At 33.5% G+C, this 18063-nt stretch carries 15 protein-coding genes and 1 riboswitch; of the genes, 2 read left to right on the forward strand and 13 right to left on the reverse strand.

Annotated elements, in window-relative coordinates:
* Positions 1-17 precede the first annotated feature (17 nt).
* Complete coding sequence (allB, locus tag B5X81_RS06535; protein ID WP_079490347.1) at positions 18-1433, reverse strand: allantoinase AllB; 1416 nt, start codon at positions 1431-1433, stop codon at positions 18-20.
* Between the two features lie 255 nt (positions 1434-1688).
* On the reverse strand, positions 1689-2597 hold the full coding sequence (gene ftcD, locus B5X81_RS06540; RefSeq protein ID WP_079490348.1) for a glutamate formimidoyltransferase: 909 nt from the start codon (positions 2595-2597) through the stop codon (positions 1689-1691).
* A 284-nt stretch (positions 2598-2881) separates the two neighbouring features.
* Between ftcD and B5X81_RS06545 the strand changes: the two genes are divergently transcribed.
* The gene (locus B5X81_RS06545; RefSeq protein WP_244282022.1) at positions 2882-3577 is read left to right on the forward strand and encodes a cyclase family protein; all 696 of its coding nucleotides are present in this window, start codon (positions 2882-2884) and stop codon (positions 3575-3577) included.
* Between the two features lie 183 nt (positions 3578-3760).
* Here the strand turns inward: B5X81_RS06545 and B5X81_RS06550 are convergent, their stop codons facing one another.
* The 7 genes from B5X81_RS06550 to B5X81_RS06580 all read right to left on the reverse strand — a co-directional run bounded on the left by B5X81_RS06550 (position 3761) and on the right by B5X81_RS06580 (position 13609).
* Entirely contained in the window at positions 3761-5425 is a 1665-nt protein-coding gene (locus B5X81_RS06550) for a PucR family transcriptional regulator (protein WP_079490350.1), read from the reverse strand.
* A gap of 617 nt (positions 5426-6042) precedes the next feature.
* Positions 6043-6939, reverse strand: a complete 897-nt coding sequence (locus tag B5X81_RS06555) for a solute carrier family 23 protein (protein WP_079490351.1) — start codon at positions 6937-6939, stop codon at positions 6043-6045.
* Positions 6940-7142: 203 nt separating this feature from the next.
* Complete coding sequence (gene cobT, locus B5X81_RS06560; protein ID WP_079490353.1) at positions 7143-8192, reverse strand: nicotinate-nucleotide--dimethylbenzimidazole phosphoribosyltransferase; 1050 nt, start codon at positions 8190-8192, stop codon at positions 7143-7145.
* A 159-nt stretch (positions 8193-8351) separates the two neighbouring features.
* Positions 8352-8608, reverse strand: a riboswitch (cobalamin riboswitch).
* A 68-nt stretch (positions 8609-8676) separates the two neighbouring features.
* A complete protein-coding gene (locus tag B5X81_RS06565; RefSeq protein WP_079490354.1) occupies positions 8677-9492 on the reverse strand; it encodes a BKACE family enzyme in 816 nt (271 codons plus the stop codon).
* A gap of 20 nt (positions 9493-9512) precedes the next feature.
* Positions 9513-10871, reverse strand: coding sequence for an aspartate aminotransferase family protein (locus tag B5X81_RS06570; RefSeq protein WP_079490356.1), 1359 nt, complete (start codon positions 10869-10871; stop codon positions 9513-9515).
* Positions 10872-11123: 252 nt separating this feature from the next.
* A complete protein-coding gene (gdhA, locus tag B5X81_RS06575) occupies positions 11124-12488 on the reverse strand; it encodes an NADP-specific glutamate dehydrogenase (protein WP_079490357.1) in 1365 nt (454 codons plus the stop codon).
* A gap of 305 nt (positions 12489-12793) precedes the next feature.
* Positions 12794-13609: an Asp23/Gls24 family envelope stress response protein gene (locus tag B5X81_RS06580; RefSeq protein ID WP_079490359.1), complete on the reverse strand. Its 816-nt coding sequence runs from the start codon at positions 13607-13609 to the stop codon at positions 12794-12796.
* Positions 13610-14087: 478 nt separating this feature from the next.
* On the opposite strand from B5X81_RS06580, the gene B5X81_RS06585 reads away from it, so the two are divergent.
* Complete coding sequence (locus B5X81_RS06585; RefSeq protein WP_079490360.1) at positions 14088-14258, forward strand: DUF362 domain-containing protein; 171 nt, start codon at positions 14088-14090, stop codon at positions 14256-14258.
* A 107-nt stretch (positions 14259-14365) separates the two neighbouring features.
* Here B5X81_RS06585 and B5X81_RS06590 read toward each other — a convergent pair whose 3' ends face one another.
* The 4 genes from B5X81_RS06590 to B5X81_RS06605 all read right to left on the reverse strand — a co-directional run bounded on the left by B5X81_RS06590 (position 14366) and on the right by B5X81_RS06605 (position 18005).
* Positions 14366-14800, reverse strand: coding sequence for a MarR family winged helix-turn-helix transcriptional regulator (locus B5X81_RS06590; RefSeq protein ID WP_079490362.1), 435 nt, complete (start codon positions 14798-14800; stop codon positions 14366-14368).
* Positions 14801-14920: 120 nt separating this feature from the next.
* Positions 14921-15286, reverse strand: coding sequence for a DUF1667 domain-containing protein (locus B5X81_RS06595; protein ID WP_079490363.1), 366 nt, complete (start codon positions 15284-15286; stop codon positions 14921-14923).
* Positions 15287-16552: an NAD(P)/FAD-dependent oxidoreductase gene (locus tag B5X81_RS06600; RefSeq protein ID WP_079490365.1), complete on the reverse strand. Its 1266-nt coding sequence runs from the start codon at positions 16550-16552 to the stop codon at positions 15287-15289.
* A gap of 13 nt (positions 16553-16565) precedes the next feature.
* The gene (locus B5X81_RS06605) at positions 16566-18005 is read right to left on the reverse strand and encodes an NAD(P)/FAD-dependent oxidoreductase (protein WP_079490366.1); all 1440 of its coding nucleotides are present in this window, start codon (positions 18003-18005) and stop codon (positions 16566-16568) included.
* Between the last annotated feature and the right edge of the window lie 58 nt (positions 18006-18063).

Below are 18063 nucleotides of genomic sequence, written 5' to 3' on the forward strand. Positions count from 1 at the left end.
TCAAACCTAGTAGCTAATTAATATTTAATCGTCTTATCAAGCTTCTGAATATTTTGCCTTCTTACGAATTCTCCATATCCCTCTTCTCCTACGATTCCATTTTCATCATCATAAACCAATTTACCTCTAAGGATTGTTTTAACTGGCTTACCCTTTAACTTATAACCGTGAAAAGGAGTATATTTAGCCATTGTATACATTTTGTCCTTATCTATAGTCCATTCTTTGTCTAGGTCAATTATGGTAAAATCAGCATCTGATCCTATGAACATAGCGCCCTTCTTAGGATAGATTCCATAGTGCTTAGCTGGTCTTGAGCAAAGTACCTCTACTAATCTGCTGAGGCTCAATCTTCCCTTATTGTATCCCTCACTTACTATAACAGGAACCATTGTCTCTACTCCAGGAATTCCAGGGAAAGCATTCCATATATGCATTCCTTCTGCATCCTTTTCTGTAGGTATTTCATATGGAGCATGGTCAGTTGCAACGAAGTCAATTCTTCCATCTTGTAGAGCCTTCCACTGCTCTTCATTGTCTTCCTTAGTTCTAAGAGGTGGAGCAATTTTCGCAAACTGCTTGAATTCTGTCATTGCATCTTGATAATTCAAAGTCAGATAGTGTGGGCAGGTCTCTGCAGTAACATCTAGCCCTCTCTTTTTGGCATCTCCAACTAGTTTTGCACCTATTCCACTACTCATATGAACTATGTGTAGTCTAGCTCCAGTTTCCTCTGCAAAGCTTATACCTAATTCTATAGCAACCTTCTCAGCCAAAGTGCTTCTTGCCTGAGCCCATGCAGGTGGATCCATTCTACCTTCTTTTTCATACTTTTTAACATAGAAATCACACAGTGCAAAGTTTTCAGCATGTATTCCAACTGGAACACCGGTCTCAGCTACTGCCCTAAAAGCTTCAAGCATTTCAGGATCGGTAACTCTGGGATAGGTTGGAACTGAAGGCGTCATGTAAACCTTAAATGCAAGAACACCATAGTCAGCTTGCTCCTTCACATTATGAAGCCAGCCATTTCTTACGTCTTCTCCGGTAACTCCTCCCCACATACCGTAGTCAATTATGGCTTTATCCCTTATGGCATTAAGCTTGTGTTCTAAGTTTTCAACGCTTCTTACCGATGGTACAGAGCAGCACGGCATATCAACTATAGTTGTAACACCTCCGCTGGCTGCTGCAGAGCTTCCTGTCAGAAAATTTTCTCTGTGGGTAAATCCAGGGTCGTTTATATGGGTATGTGAGTCAATGCAACCCGGTAGAGTGAGGTGACCTTCAGCATCTATAAACTTTGAAGCTTGAATTCCATCTAAGTCCATTGTAAAGCCTGCAATCTTTTGATCCTTTACTAGTATATTTGTAACAACTGTGTCATCACCTTGAGGTATACGTGCATTTTTAACAATCACATCATAAGTCATAAATATGCCCTCCTTTATTTTTTTATTAAATGAGCAAATTTCATAATTACCTTCTCAAAAAACTAACTACAGCATATTATTTTAAAAGCTCCGAAACTATACCATATATATTATGTAATTTCCTCAAATATTTGATTTCTTGTATTATTAGAATAAAAGTTTGTACCTTCTTTAAGTAGGTTTATCCATCCTAAAAAAGATTAATATAGGGATTCAAGTAGAAACTTTAATTTATACTATATAAATCCTATATATCTAGTCCATAAGATGTGTTTCTAGTATTTGCTCCCTATTAAAGTTTTCAAATCCAAGCAGGTACTCTAAAGAGTTTAATAGATAATCTAACTTAACAGGTCCAACTATTTCAGAACCAGTTACTGCTACACCATATCTTGCTGCTTCTTGCTTAACAAAATTAAATGTTCTATATAATGGTGTTTTTCCGCAATCAAACATGTTCATCGATACAACAACGCCTTCCCTCTCAGGGAATTTAATTCCTACTGCCCTTACAGTTGAAAATCCACCGCTTGGTCCCCTTACACCCTTAGCAATCTTCTTAGCTATTTGTAAATTTTCAGTATCTAAGAAAACATTGTAGGCAGTTAATCCTTCTAAATCTGCACTTAGAATAGTAGCTCCTGCAGTTGGATGTAATTTAGCAGGTCCCATATCAGGTTTTCTTTCATCGGTATGACAGACTTCCTTTAAACCTTCGTATTGTCCCTTTCTAATGAATGAAAGGGCCTTTCTTTCTTCACACCTTGCATTTTGACCTGAGAAGTACAGTGGAACTTGGCATTTTTCGTAAAGCTCTACTGCTAGTTCCTCTATGTACTTTACACACTCTTCTAAGGTAATGTTTTTGAATGGGAATATTGGTATAGTATCCTGAGCCCCTATTCTTGGATGTGTACCCGATTGTTCTTCCATATTAATTAGCTCATAGCTCTTACTTGCTAGATTGATAAGGGCTTTCTTAAGGGGCTTAGGCTCACCAATTAAAGTTACTACTGTCCTATTGAAATCATGCTCTGGCTCATAGCTTATAAGTTTTACTCCATCTATATTTCTTGCTTGATCGACTATGGCTTCAACTACCTCTTCTCTCCTCCCTTCACTAAAATTTGGAACAGCTAAAATATACTTTTTCTCATTACTCATTTTATATTGCCTCCTCCTTTATAAATACATAGATTGAAAATTTTCATAAAAGACTTTCTTCTTATCTACTAATAGATTTTATGTGTTTTTACTTCTACTATTTATCTAATTCAAATTTTCTATGAAATATTACAAAAAGCCTTTGTGTAGATTTTATGAACAAACATAAATTTTCTGAATATTTTTATATGTATTTTTGTATATTTTACATAAGGGATTTTAATACAAGTTCGTCAAATATAGTTAACAAATAGATTTAGATATTAATATAAAGGGGGTAACAAATGATGGGTTTAAAATTAATTGATCTTTCCCAAGAGATATTTCAAGGCATGTCAGTTTTTCCTATGCATCAGCCTACATTTATAATGGTTAACATGACCCATGAGGAAAACATGAAATTAACGGGAAGCAAGACATTAGGTTTTTCAGCAAGAAATTTGCTTATCAGCGAACACGGTGGTACCCATTGCGATGCAGTATGGGAGTATAATCCAAAGGGAGCAACCATAGACAAAATGCCTATGGAATACTTTTGGGGCAGTGCAATATGTATAGATCTATCCCATATACCTGCAAGTAGATATATTGAATCAAAGGATTTAGAACAGGCAGTAAGAAAATCTGGACAGGAAATAATGAAGGGGGATATAGTTCTCCTTTATACTGGCCACCACGATAGAAATTTTGGCACTGATAAATGGCAGACTGAATATACGGGCTTAAGCTATGCTGCTGCAAAATGGTTGGCTAAACAGGGAGTAGTTAATATAGGTGTAGATGCCCCCGCAATAGATCACCCTGACGACTTAGATTTTTCAGGTCATTTAGTCTGTGGCGAATATCATATTTCTAATACAGAGAATCTATGTAATTTGGATCAGATTGTTAATAAAAGATTCCTTTATATAGGACTCCCTTTAAAGATAAGAGATGGATCAGGTTCTCCAATCCGGGCTGTGGCCTTGGTAGAGGAGTAGAAGATTTATCAGATCAAACTAAAATTAGAAAACATTTTTAATACTCTAAAAAAGATTAAGCCGATACCGACTTAATCTTTTTCTATATTATATTTTACTGTAAACCACCTTTAAAATACATTCTCAGCTAAAAATGTAGTAGAGAGAGTTAAGTAAGTTATCTATATATTATTTACAAATTTATTAGATTTTAATTCCCATAATTTGCTTTATTTTTAGGGCAGTTTCTAGATTAAATCTATCATGTTCATTATCTAGATTCATGTCTGTAATCTCATGTATTCTATTGATTCTGTACAAAATAGTGTTATAGTGGGTATAAAGATGCTCTGACATTTTTTTTAAGTTTCCATTGGTCTTAAAATACACCTCTAGGGTTTTAACTAGTTCGGTATCCCTTTTTGCATCGTATTGACATAGTGGAAATAATGTGGAGTTATAAAACTTTAATAATTCCTCCCTTAGATTATCATGGCAAAAGATTTTATATATTCCCAGATTGTCAAAGTCAATAACAGTTTCATCTATAAAGGTTTTTCTTGCTTCTATTGCTTTATCAGCATCCTTCAAACTTTTATAAACGTTTTCCACTCCTTTATAAACCCTTCCAATTCCTATACTATGTTGTGTAAAGCTCATTTTTTCATTAATTGATTTATTAATATTCTCAACTATTTTATCTAGCTTTTTCTTTAGGCTTTTCTGATCCTTCCACATAAACATAATAATAATGCTTTTCCCTTTACTTGTAATCAAGTATTTGACATCTTGATTATTACATATTTGATTTATGATGTAAATCCCCTTATTTTTATATTGATTAAAATCATATTCATCACCAATACTGGGCGTCTTATTATCAAAATATATATTAACAATATTATAAAATACCCTATGATCAAACTTGTAATACTTTGCTCTTTCGATAGCCTTTTCTTTTCTTATTTTATCAAGGGAAATAAGGTCTTCAAAAAATTCCGCTGCGTACCTATTTTCTACATCTTGAACTGAGATTCTCTTCAAAAACTCTACAGCCATGATTGTAGATGCTCTTTCGATTGATACAATATCAAAACTTGTTATACTTTTTTCTGCAGCTACTGCTATGACATGTCCAAAAATACTATTTTTCACTACTATCGGAACCATTATAGCTTCATATTTTTTGTCTTTTATCTTAATTTTACAGGAATATGTTTTAGATAAGTTTGAATTATATACATTATTGTTTAAAAATTTCTCAATGTTCATTGTAAACTCTTCATAATCAAATGGATAAAATTTATCATCATATATTAGATCGTCGAAATGATGATTTTTAACTAAGATTGGATTACCTATTATTTTAGATAATGTGGTGGCGATATCCTTGGCATCTCCACCTCTGAGGATTATATTCATCAAATCATTATGGAGTTCTTCAACTTTTTGAAGCAACAAAGTCTGCTTATTAAATACTTTTTTAAATATTGGACTCATTATATCAGTAAAGGGTATTTCATAGTCTAAATCAATGATTGGAAATTTTAATTCGTTTGCTAAATTTGTTACTTCCTCTGGCAATCTTTCTAAATAGGGATATACCTTTATTGCTATCCCTGCCAGCTTCTTCTTTTTAAGCTCTCGAATAAACTCAACCTGTTCTTCAGTTTCAACAGCTTTAAAAAAATATGCTGTAGTTAGTAAAAGCTCACCTTCACTAACCCAGTTAAGTATCTCGTAATCGGCCATAATGTTAACTCTATAAATTACATTATTGTAGCCTTCAAACCCTGCAATCAGCTTACAGGTTTTAAAGCAGTCCATTTGCAATGCTTCTTTAAGAGTAATACCAGTTTCCTTTAACAAACCTTCCCCCCCTTACCTTAGTCAAAATTATTCATAGAAAATTCAAGGCTACCTATATATTTTCAAACCCTTCATGAATAATTCTGACTCATATTAAGTTCCTAACAAGATTAAACACCCTTAATAATGTAATTGAAGAGATTGCATAACTCCGATTTTCATATGCAAATATTATCCTTAATTTAAGCATTTAAAATAAAGCATGTTTCGATGGTATAGCTCTAGGGCTTTTAAGACTATATATAGTAGTAAGTTTTTTAGGGTTATAATTATGCAATTTACTCAATTAACTTAATGTCATTTAGTTATAATATATAGTTCTTAATAAAATTGTAAAATCCCTTCCTTCTTTTGAAGAATTTTAACAATATTGATTGAAAAAAATCGTGCTTTTTCTTGATTCATTTGTGCATTTTTCACAATTTCTCACTATTTTCATTTAATAATCAGTGTATTTTTTCATATAAAAATCAGTAATTTTTTAAAGTTTTTGTAGATACTCTACAAAATAGAAAAGGGGATGTTTGAGAATGACAAATTTCAATCTTACTTGAAATTCATTCTGAAACATCCCAGGTTCTGTGTTCACAAGATTTCTTTATAAAACAGCTCCCGCTTTAGTTTGCAGTCTTCTGTTTCTCCACTACATCCCCTTCAATATATTCTTCTTTCAAAACTATATTAAGAAGTAAAGCTGTTATAGTCCCAGCACTTATTCCTGAAGAAAATAAACTCTTTAACATACTAGGTAAATGCTTTAGAAAATCAGGTCTTACGGTAACGCCAAGCCCTATTCCTAAAGATATGGCAAGTATAAGCATATTTCTATTATTGAGTGGAATATTTTTTATTGTCTTTATTCCTGCAGCTGCCACCATCCCAAACATTATTATACCCGCTCCACCTAACACGGGATTAGGCATTATTGCAATAAGAGCTCCAAACTTAGGAAATATTCCTAAAAGCATAATTACAACCATAACCGATACCGATACCGCCACATTTGTTAAACTGCCATAGTCAGCGGCTCCATATCCTCCAGCTGCCCAGTCTATTGATACAGGAAGTAATGTAAGACCTATTAACATCACTACTGTTCCAGTAACTATCGGTGGAAAAAATCTCCTTAAGGGCTTAATAAAGCGGCTAAGAATAATTTCTATAAAGGAACCTAGTATTGTAGCTCCAAATATTCCTGGAAGCCCCATTGTTGTTCCAACAGCTATAGAAGGCCCAACAAAGGTAAAATCTGTTCCCATTACACATGCAACCCTGGCTCCTACTTTTCCAATACCCCTAGCTTGAATAAATGTAGCAATTCCTGCAGCAAACAGTGATGCACTAACAAGAAAAGCTAAATCATTTACCGGCAGACCTAATACCCCGCCAACAACTAAGGGTACCGCAACTATTCCTCCAAATGCCGCCATAATATGTTGAAACGCTAGAAGAATGCTAATTTGAATAGTTGGTTTGTCATGAATCTTATAAAGAATTTCCGAACCAGACTTAATTTTCCTTTTTTCTAACTAGATTTTATTTTTCTCTTAAACATATGTAAAAGTTATACAAATATTTTTTTCGGTAGATTAACATTCTGCATATCTATTGTATATTTCTTATATTTTGTAAAATATATACAATTAAATTAGAAAAGAGTTACTATAAAATCGGAGCTTTTTATAGTAACTCAATATATTTATACCATTTCCTATTCTTAATCCCTCATTATGCCAGCTTCTTCAAAGGTAATCATTTCATTATTCATATAAACCGCAGCTTCTATTAGGTTAAATGTTAAAACTGCTCCAGTCCCTTCTCCTAATCTCATGTCCATATTCAGCATAGGTTCTAATCCTAAAAGCTTAGATGCTCTGGCCGCTCCCTTTTCCAAGGAAGCATGGGAGGCAAACAAGTAGTTTTTCACTTTTGGTTCTATTTTACATGCAATTAGGGCTGCTGCTGTTGCTATAAGTCCATCTACAACAACAGGTACTCTCTCAGCGGCTCCCGCTATCATAACACCTGCCATTCCACCAATTTCAAGACCTCCTACCTTGGATAAAACATCTATGCCATCCTCTGGATCGGGCTTGTTAATCTCAATGGCTTTTTTTATTATCCGAGCCTTATGAATCACCTTCTCTTCTGATAACCCAGCACCTTTCCCGGTGATTTCCTGAGGGTCATAGGAGCCTAAAACTGAAATAATAGCAGTACTTGGAGTAGTATTCCCTATTCCCATCTCTCCTGTGGCAAGAAGATTTCTTCCCTTCTTTATCTCATCAGTGGCTATTTCAATACCTACCTCTAAAGCTTTTATGGCTTCTTTTCTTGTCATAGCAGGACCCTTGGTCATATTATCAGTTCCATACTTTATCTTCCTGTTTATTACCCTTGGTTCCTTTAAGTCTGAAGCAACACCAATATCAACACTAATAACATCTGCCTTAGCTTGTTTAGCCAAAGCACATACCCCTGTAATTCCTTTAGTAAAATTACAGGTTTGAATTGCTGTAATTATCTGAGGATCCGGTGCCACACCTTCCTCATAAACCCCATGGTCACCTGCCATAACTATAACAGCTCGATTATCAACCTTTGGAAACCTTTTTCCAGTTATACCTACTAGTTTTTCTGCCATTTCCTCTAATCTGCCGAGACTTCCCTCAGGTTTAATTAAATTATTAATCCTCTCTCTAGCTTTTCCCATAGCCTCCTTGTCAAGTTCTTTGATTTTCCCTAAAGTTTCTTTTAATAATTCCATAATTAAGTCCTCCTTATAGCTTGTATTTTTATCTATAGATAACCATCATTACAATTTATATTGCTTTAAAATCCCATATCTACATTAGCCAATAAAAAAACAAAAAAAGTTCACAGTTTATTTGCTTAGCAAACAAACCATGAACTTTACCTTCATTCATGAACTACTGACATCTAGGCAGGTCTCCTGACTTTGGCTTATCTAACGCCTTTAAACGCCTTCCCATTGGGCACTCAATTCTATAATACACTAAATCTATATTCTTAAAATTGAGTGTTGTACAGTGGCATAATGTTTAAAGACTTACCATTACAGTGGTGGGTCCGTTGAAGATTCTCACTTCATTCCCTATTCTCCTTAACCTTGCACTATCCTAAAGGCAATGGAATTAAAGCACCTAAATTTCATATTATTCAGTTTTACATCTTTATTATACAAATAAGTTTCATTTTTTGCAAGTGAATAAATTGAGCAATAATATTTCTTATCCTAATCCAAGTATTTTCTTAGTTTCATCTACGCTGGCTATTTCCCTACCCAGTTCTTTAGCTATTCTCACAACCCTTTTTACTAGTAATTCATTTGTTGCATGACTTCCATCTGGCATTTTAAGAACATCTTCCAGTCCTGTTCTAACATGCCCTCCCAAAAGTATTGCCATTGTAATCATTTCAATCTGAGACCTACCTATACCGGATACTGTCCATGTGGCCCCTTTAGGCAAGCTATCTACCATAAACATTAAATTTTTAGGTGTTCCCTTTATGGATCCCGGTACATTCATAACTAAATTAAAATGCAAAGGTTCTTTTAAAATGCCTTTTTTAACAAATTTTACAGCATTGTGAATCATAGCAACATCAAATGCTTCTATTTCCGGTTTTATATTATTATCATACATCTTTTCAGCTAAAGCCTTAATTAGCTGTGGAGAATTGGCATTAACACTATTTAGAAAATTTGATGAACCAGTTGCCAGGCTTGCCATATGAGCATTTAAATCCAACATCTGTCCCCGCCAATCTATAGTGTTTGCTCCTCCCCTTGCACCGGTAGAAAGCTGCTTTATTATTTCTACATTCTCTTCATCTAATTTATCTACAATTTTTTTAAAAATACTTCTATCGCTTGTAGGTTTTTGATTTTCATCCCTAATATGTATATGAGCTATAGCCGCACCTAATTCATGACATTTTTTTATATCTTCAATGATTTCATCTATAGTTAAAGGCGAATAAGGATTTAATTCTTTAGTTGGTACATTCCCTGTAGGGGCAATAGTAATAATTAACTTTTCCATAAAAACACTCCTTTCCTTTTTTATAGCATTTCTTCGCTGGTTTTCTTGATTCCAGCTTCCAATGTATCATATAGCAAATCAATTTCTTCTCTAGTAATATTCACCGGGGGAGCAATAAGGGCATGATCTCCTCTTACACCATCTACTGAACCTCCACCAGGATATACAACCAAACCTTCCTCAAGGCAATTACTCATTATCTTATTTTTTACTGCAAGCTTTGAATCAAAGGGTTCCTTTGTTTTTTGGTCCTTTACAAATTCAATACCTATCATCAAACCCTTTCCTCTAATGTCACCAACTATTGGATATTCATATAGCTTCTGAAGCTTTTCCATCAGATAGTCTCCTTGTTTAGCCGCATTATCTACATAGCCTTCCCTCTCCATAATTTCTATTACCTTATTAGCTATACCACAGGATAGTGGATTACTAGCATATGTATGTCCATGAACAAAATGTCCTGAGCCCTCAACCATTATTGTATTGAATATTTCATCGCTAGCTATAGCAGCTCCTATTGGAGTATATCCACAGCTCATTCCCTTTGCACATGTAATAATATCAGCCGCCACACCATAATGCTCCATAGCAAATCTTTTTCCTGTTCTACCAAAACCAGCCATAACTTCATCTACTATTAGCAATACATCATATTTATCACAAATTTCTCTAACCATTTCAAAATATATTTTATCAGGATGTACCCCAGGTGCAGCCGAACCTACCACAGGTTCAGTAATAAATGCCGCTATATTGTCGGCTCCATGCCTTATAATCTCTGCTTCTAAAGCCTTTGCTGCTTTTATACTGGTTTCTTCCAGAGTTTCACAGTTCCATGGATTTCTGTAATGATAAAATTGCGGTACTTTAGGAAAGTTAATTAGCATAGGATCATATATTTTCCTTCTTCCAGTTATACCTGTCATGGAAAGAGCTCCCATTGTGTTTCCATGAAATGAATTCCACTTAGAAATTACCTTCCACTTAGTAGTATTCTTTCCATCCCTTTCAACAAAATATTGTCTAGCCATTTTTATGGCTGTTTCAGTAGATTCAGATCCACCTGATACAAAATAGACATGATTTAGATTTTCTGGAGCCCAATCGGTTATTTTCTTAGCACATTTTTCAATTGAATCAACTGTCCATCTGGAAAGATGGGTAAAGGCTATTCTTTCCATATGTTTTTTGGTGAATTCCGCCACCTCCTTATTTCCATGACCAATATTGGCCACAGCCGATCCAGAACAGCCATCAATATACTTTTTGCCTTTTTCATCAATTAGGTAAATACCTTCCCCTCTTTCTATTTTAGGGTAGCGCCAGTTTTGATTCCTATAGAATACATTGTTCTTAGGAGCTTTGTTTAGACTCATATAAATCCCCCATTCTTTATTTAAATTTATTTTCAAAAATTAACTTAACTGATTGTGCTAGTTTCCCTTAAATAAAAAAATCCAGTGCAATATGAATTACTTCCTCAAAGAAAGTTCATATTGTACTGGATTTTATTCACTAAGCAATGTTGTAGTACAACACCACGGTAAATAAAGCAGTAATAATTATTTTAAAATTCTTATAATTAAATTATATATCAATTATTTTCTATTTTCAAGCTTTTAAAATTTTTAATAATTTCCTTGTGCATACATAGCATCTGCAACTTTTAAGAATCCAGCTATATTAGCTCCTGCAACTAAATTATATCCGTATCCATAATCCTCTGCAGCCTTCATAGCATTGTTATGGATATTTATCATTATTTCATGTAATTTCGCATCAACTTCTTCTTCGCTCCAAGATAATCTCATACTATTTTGTGCCATTTCAAGAGCAGAAGTACTAACTCCTCCAGCATTAGCTGCCTTAGCTGGACCAACTATTACATTGTTATCCTGTAAATATTTTAATGCATCATTTGTAGTAGGCATGTTGGCAGCTTCACACACATATTTAATTCCATTAGCAACTATTTGCTTAGCATGTTCAAGATGAATATCATTTTGAGTAGCACATGGCATTATAATGTCAACTTTAACTCCCCATGGTTTTTCTCCTGGGAAAAACTCTACGCCATATTTATCAGCATAATCCTGTACCTTATCTCTACCTGAAGCTCTCATTTCTACTAGATAATCTATCTTTTCTCCAGTTACTCCATCTGGGTCATAAATATATCCATCAGGACCTGAAAGTGTAACTACCTTACCACCTAGCTCACTAACCTTTTGGCATGCTCCCCATGCAACATTACCAAATCCTGATACAGCAACTGTTTTACCTTCAAAAGTATCATTTTCATGCTTTAGTATTTCCTGGCAGAAATATGCTACACCAAATCCTGTAGCCTCAGGTCTTATTAAGCTACCTCCATAGGATAGTCCTTTACCTGTTAAAACTCCATTCTCGAATGCACCTCTAATTCTTCTATAGTGTCCATATAAATATCCTATTTCTCTTGCTCCAACACCAATATCTCCAGCTGGAACGTCTACATCTGGGCCAATATGTCTATAAAGCTCTGTCATAAAGCTTTGACAAAATCTCATGATTTCACCATCGGATTTTCCTCTAGGATCAAAGTCTGAACCACCTTTTCCTCCTCCAATTGGAAGTCCTGATAATGAATTCTTAAATACTTGCTCAAATCCTAAGAATTTTATAATACCAAGATATACAGAAGGATGGAATCTTATTCCTCCTTTATAAGGGCCTATTGCACCATTAAATTGAACTCTCATACCACGGTTAACTTGTACCTTACCATTGTCATCAACCCATGGTACTCTAAAGATTATTTGTCTTTCTGGTTCTACCATTCTCTCTAATAAATTAGCCTCGATATACTCAGGATGTTTTTCTAAAACTGGCGCCAAAGAAATTAATACCTCTTCAACTGCTTGTAAAAATTCTGGCTCTCCACTATTTCTTTTCTTTACATTTTCTAATACTCCATTAATGTAATCTTGTGCATTCATAGTTTTTTCTGCCATTGCAAGAAACCTCCTTATTTTTTTCAATATAATAACTATTCAATAAAGTCCCAAAATAGATTTTATTGAAATAATTAACATAAGTACCTTTTTGTGTCAATAAGTATATTCCTCATTATTATGGCCTTTCCAGATAATTGGTATTAAATATACTACTTTCAATGATTAAAATAATTATTGGTAAAAATATTCAGAAAAGTTGCTATTTTGACTGGAAAACCTTTTCCTAATTCGTAAATAAAAAAATGCCTATTGCTTTTTACAATGGCATTATAACATACACGTAAATTTTTGTAAATAACATATCATTTTTTTATTTCTAAACTTTTTATAACAATATTGACAGAAATTATATTTAATGATGTCATATGTCCAACTTCTTCTTTAACTCGTTTTTGAAGTAATGATATCTCATCAGGAATCCTATAGCCATATTTAAATATTAACTCAATATTAATAGCTATTCCCGTCTGATGAGTAATTATTTTAACCTTAATCACTTTATGAATACTTTGAATATTACTACTTACATACTTGACCATATGAATTATAGCTCTATCATTTATAGTAAATTTACCCATGTAGCTGTAAGTAGGCCTAACAACGGACTTTTCAGCTATCTGGAAGGTGTTGTCCTTTTTCCTACCAAAAATTTTAAGCTTATCAATAAAATACCCGGAAAAATCTTTTTTAATTTCAAAGGTAGGAACCGGTATTACATGTTTCCCTTCTTTTAATCTCGTTTCCTTTGCTATTCTTATATCTTCTTCACTAGATATTTCATATATATATATCGTTTCATCTATGGGTCCTATTTTCAAATTTTCACAAATATAATTAACCATTTTATCAGAAGTTCCTAAAATTAGAATACATTTAGGACTATATTCTTCTATTTTATTAATAATATTTTGCCTATGGCTTTTTTCCATAAATAAAGCTGTCTTTACTGCAGATATTTTAGTTTTCTCCCTTTTTGCAGATTTTCCAGCAATTATCTTACTTCCTTTAATCAAAAGGCCATCATCTACAACATAATCAATTTTTTTATAATGGGCAAGCTCTAATGCTTTATAGCTTTTTCCTGTACCACTTTTCCCAACTAGCGCAACTACTCTCATGAATTGCCTCCATTTATTAAATATTAACTTTTATTATCTCATAAAACAAAATATTTGTTAATAGAAATTAATTCCTATAATTGAGGAAATTACATAATTCTAACTTGGCTAAGTTGCATATGCGAATATTATCCTTAATTTAATTATTTAGAATTAAATATATTTCGATGGTATGTCTTTGAAGATTTTTAAACTATATGTATTAGATAGTTTTTACAGAAGATAATTATGCAATTTGCTCAATAGTTAATTTAACTCGTTGTGCTAGTTCTTATATCAGATTTTTAATATTTAATTTACCAGCACAACTTCTTAATTTATTGACACAAGATATTAATCCAAGGGAAAATACAATGATAATCATTATATTTTAGTCTATTTTTTAGATTTTTTCCATGATACTATTGTTTAACATACCTTGTATACTGTATAATTCATTATGTAATGTTTTTAAGATTTATTAAAGGAGGATGTTACAATGGCTTATAAAATTAATGATGCTTGCATTAGTTGTGGAGCATGCGAAGCAGAATGTCCAGTTGGAGCTATTAGCGCAGGAGATGACAGATACGTAATCGATGAATCTAGTTGTATCGATTGTGGAGCATGTGCTAATGTTTGTCCTGTAGACGCTCCTCAACCAGAATAATAGATACATATTAAGAAGGCATTTAGAAAAGATTAAGCTCTTAAGCTTAGTCTTTTTTATCTATTTTATCTAAAACCTCTTACGCTAAATTTATTCTCACAGTAGACTTAATATATCTTCTGATTTATCTTACTTAAAAATTTCAATATGGCTTTCTCTTCATTAAGAGTCACATCACTAAGTATAAATTCAAAGAATTCTTGCTGCCCGACTATTATCTCATTATAGATTTCTTTTCCCGATACCGTTAATCGAAGCATATTAACTCTTTTATCTTCCTGGGCCTTTTCCTTCTTGATATATCCAGTTATTACTAGTTTTTTAATAATCGATGTCACTAAGCCTCTATCAATTTCCATTTCTTTTACAAGCTCGTATATTGATTTTATTTCATTTTTTCCAATTTTCTTTATTATAAACATTTCCAACAATGAAAATTCCTGATTTTTTCTTGCAACTTTAAATTTCCTTTTATCTGAAATTAAAACTTTATGGGCTATTTTTTCTATCATTCTATTTATCTCATTATAATAATTTGCCATAATACCACCTACTGATAATAGTTTTCATTTATTATAACATAAAAAAATATGCCCGTCTAACGGAACATATTTTATAAAATTTATTATGCTTAGCCTCATTACAGATGAATGGATTTAAAGTTATCCAGACTTTTCCATACTTCTTGCTGCAACTACATCCACATCGGTATCAAGTATCTCTTTGATAATAACATCCCCCATTGAAACTGGAGCTTCTATTTCAATTGAATTTATTACTTTCATGCATTCATAAATTTTTTCCTTAGGAATAGATTCCTTTGTTTTTACAGGCAATCTATTCAATTTCCCACCTTTAATTTTTACAGTTGTTGTTAAAACCCTTGTAGGATTAGTCAACTCTTTAATAGCATAAGTCTCTCCCCTTGGGCATTTATTCCCTGTAACAACGTAAGAATCCTTATCCTTTGATATTTCAATATGACATCCAACAGGACATACAATACAAATAATTTCTTTATTTTCCATTTAAACGCCCTCTCTTTCCAAAGACACTGTAATAATAGATTTGTCAGAAAACATTAATTCTTCTTTTTTAATTCTTAATGATTCCATTTCACCAGGGGCTAAATGATTTTTTCTTGTTCTTTTAATTTCTTTTCCATCAATACAGACAATCATATTCATATCTTTATATACATTATCCACCCTCATGAATAAATCCAATGTAGTATCAACATTTGACAATCTAACTTTCTGGGGAATAATATATCTAATTCCTGGTCCTGGCTTTATTTTAGCCATAGATCCATCCTTAATAATTTTTTTAGCTATATATCTTGCAGCACTCTTTCCTGCTTTTCTACTTTCAGCTGTAACAAAATCCACTAGATCATGTACATGAACAACATTACCACAGGCAAATATCCCTTCTATGCTTGTTTCCATTGCCTCATTTACAATTGGTCCCGAAGTAACTGGATCAAGTTGAACTCCCGTATTTCTAGATATGTCGTTTTCAGGAATTAATCCAACAGATAATAACAAGGTGTCACAATCAAAAAATATTTCTGTTCCTGCAATAGGCTTTCTATTTTCATCCACCTTAGCAACCTTAACACCCTCTACCCTATCCTTACCTTTTATTTCTGTTACAGTATGACTAAGTAATAACGGAATATTATAATCCTCAAGACATTGTACAATATTTCTGGTAAGTCCTCCTGAAAAAGGCATAAGTTCAACTACAGCAAGCACCTTGGCGCCCTCAAGCGTCATTCTTCTAGCCATTATAAGGCCAATATCTCCGGACCCCAATATAACGACCTTTTTCCCTACCATATACCCTTCCATATTAACAAATCTTTGAGCAGTTCCTGCAGTAAAGATTCCAGCAGGTCTCGTTCCTGGTATTCCTATAGCACCTCTAGTCCTTTCTCTACATCCCATAGCCAATATAACAGCACTGGCTTTAATACTCAAAAACCCGTCCACTGTATTAATTGCACTAATTTCTTTATCATTACTTATCCCCAATACCATTGTATCTAGTTTATATTCTATTCCCAGCTCTCTGAGCTCCATAATAAATCTTTCTGCATACTCTGGACCAGTCAATTCCTCTTTAAAAATATGAAGTCCAAATCCATTGTGTATGCATTGTTGTAATATTCCTCCTAATTCCCTATCCCTTTCAATTACCAAAATACTATTTACTCCATTTTTCTTTGCTTCTATTGCAGCGGCTAAGCCTGCTGGTCCTCCTCCAATAACAACAATATCATATACTAACATTAGCTTTGCCTCCCTATAATCCACTTTTTGTTTCGTCTACTAATATATAAGACTGTGAGCCGTCCTTTACAATATCATTAATATCCTTTCCTAGCTCTCTTGCCAAAATTTCCATGACCCTAGGACCGCAAAATCCCCCCTGGCATCTCCCCATACCCGGTCTAACTCTTCTCTTTACAGCATCTAATGTTCTTGCCCCTGCATTTCTATTTATTGCATCTACAATTTCCCCTTCTGTAATACCTTCACATCTGCAAATAATCCTTCCATATCTTGGATCTTCATTTATCACCCTGGATTTTTCCTCATTACTTAGTTCCATAAAGCGTATCAATGGTCTTCTATTTGGTTTAAAATCTCTTTTTCCCTTCAAATGGCAATTAATTCCTTTAAAGATATCTATAACATACTCAGCAATTGCAGGAGCAGCAGATAAACCTGGCGATTCAATTCCTGCAACATTTATAAATCCCTTTGCAGCCTTTGATTCTTCTATAATAAAGTCCCCGGTATCAGGTTTTGCCCTCAAGCCCGAGAAGCTTGTGATAGTTAAATTAAAAGGAATTCTTTTGATAGTTTTCTTTGAAACTTCTCTTATAAGTTCAATACCTTCTCTGGTGGTTTTTGTATTTCCCTTATCATCAATATCCTCAGCGTTTGGACCAACAAGTAAATTTCCATGTACAGTAGGAGTTACAATAACGCCTTTACCATATTCTGTAGGAGCCTGAAAAATCACATGTTTAACAATATTTCCTGCATTTTTATCCAATATATTATACTCTCCCCTTCTTGGGGTAATCTTAAATGATTTATCTCCAACCATTTTACTAATTTCTTCACTATAAAGTCCTCCACAGTTGATTACATACTTTGCTTTTATTTTTTCCTTTTCAGTATATATATGATAATTGTTTTCTACTTTCTCAATATCTGTCACCTGACTTTCAAGTTTTATTTCTACTCCATTATCCGCTGCATTTTCTGCCAAAGCAACGGCTAATTCCCAGGGACAAATAATTCCAGCAGTAGGTGCATATAGAGCACCAATAACATCTTCATTGATACCAGCTTCTTTTTGTCTTACTTTTTCAGCATCTAATATTTCCATATTAGGAATACCATTTTTAAGCCCTCTTTCATACAAATTTTTGATCTTTTTTATTTCCTCCTGATTTGTGGCAATAACCATCGAACCTATCCTTTTAAAATGCACATCTAGTTCTTTGCATACACTATCATACATAGGATTACCAAGGGCATTTAACCTGGCTTTTAATGTGCCTGGCACTGCATCATAGCCAGCGTGAATAATTGCACTGTTTGCTTTCGTTGTTCCATTTGCTATATCTGTGTCCTTTTCAATTAAGACTATATCTAAATCATATTTAGATAATTCCCTAGCCACAAAACTTCCTATTATACCAGCTCCAATTACAGCTACATCATACATAAAAAACCCTCCATTGTTTAAACCAAAATATTTTATAAAGACAATTTAAACTTCCTCT

This window comes from Maledivibacter halophilus (assembly GCF_900167445.1).
Classification (GTDB): Bacteria; Bacillota; Clostridia; order Peptostreptococcales; family Caminicellaceae; genus Maledivibacter; species Maledivibacter halophilus.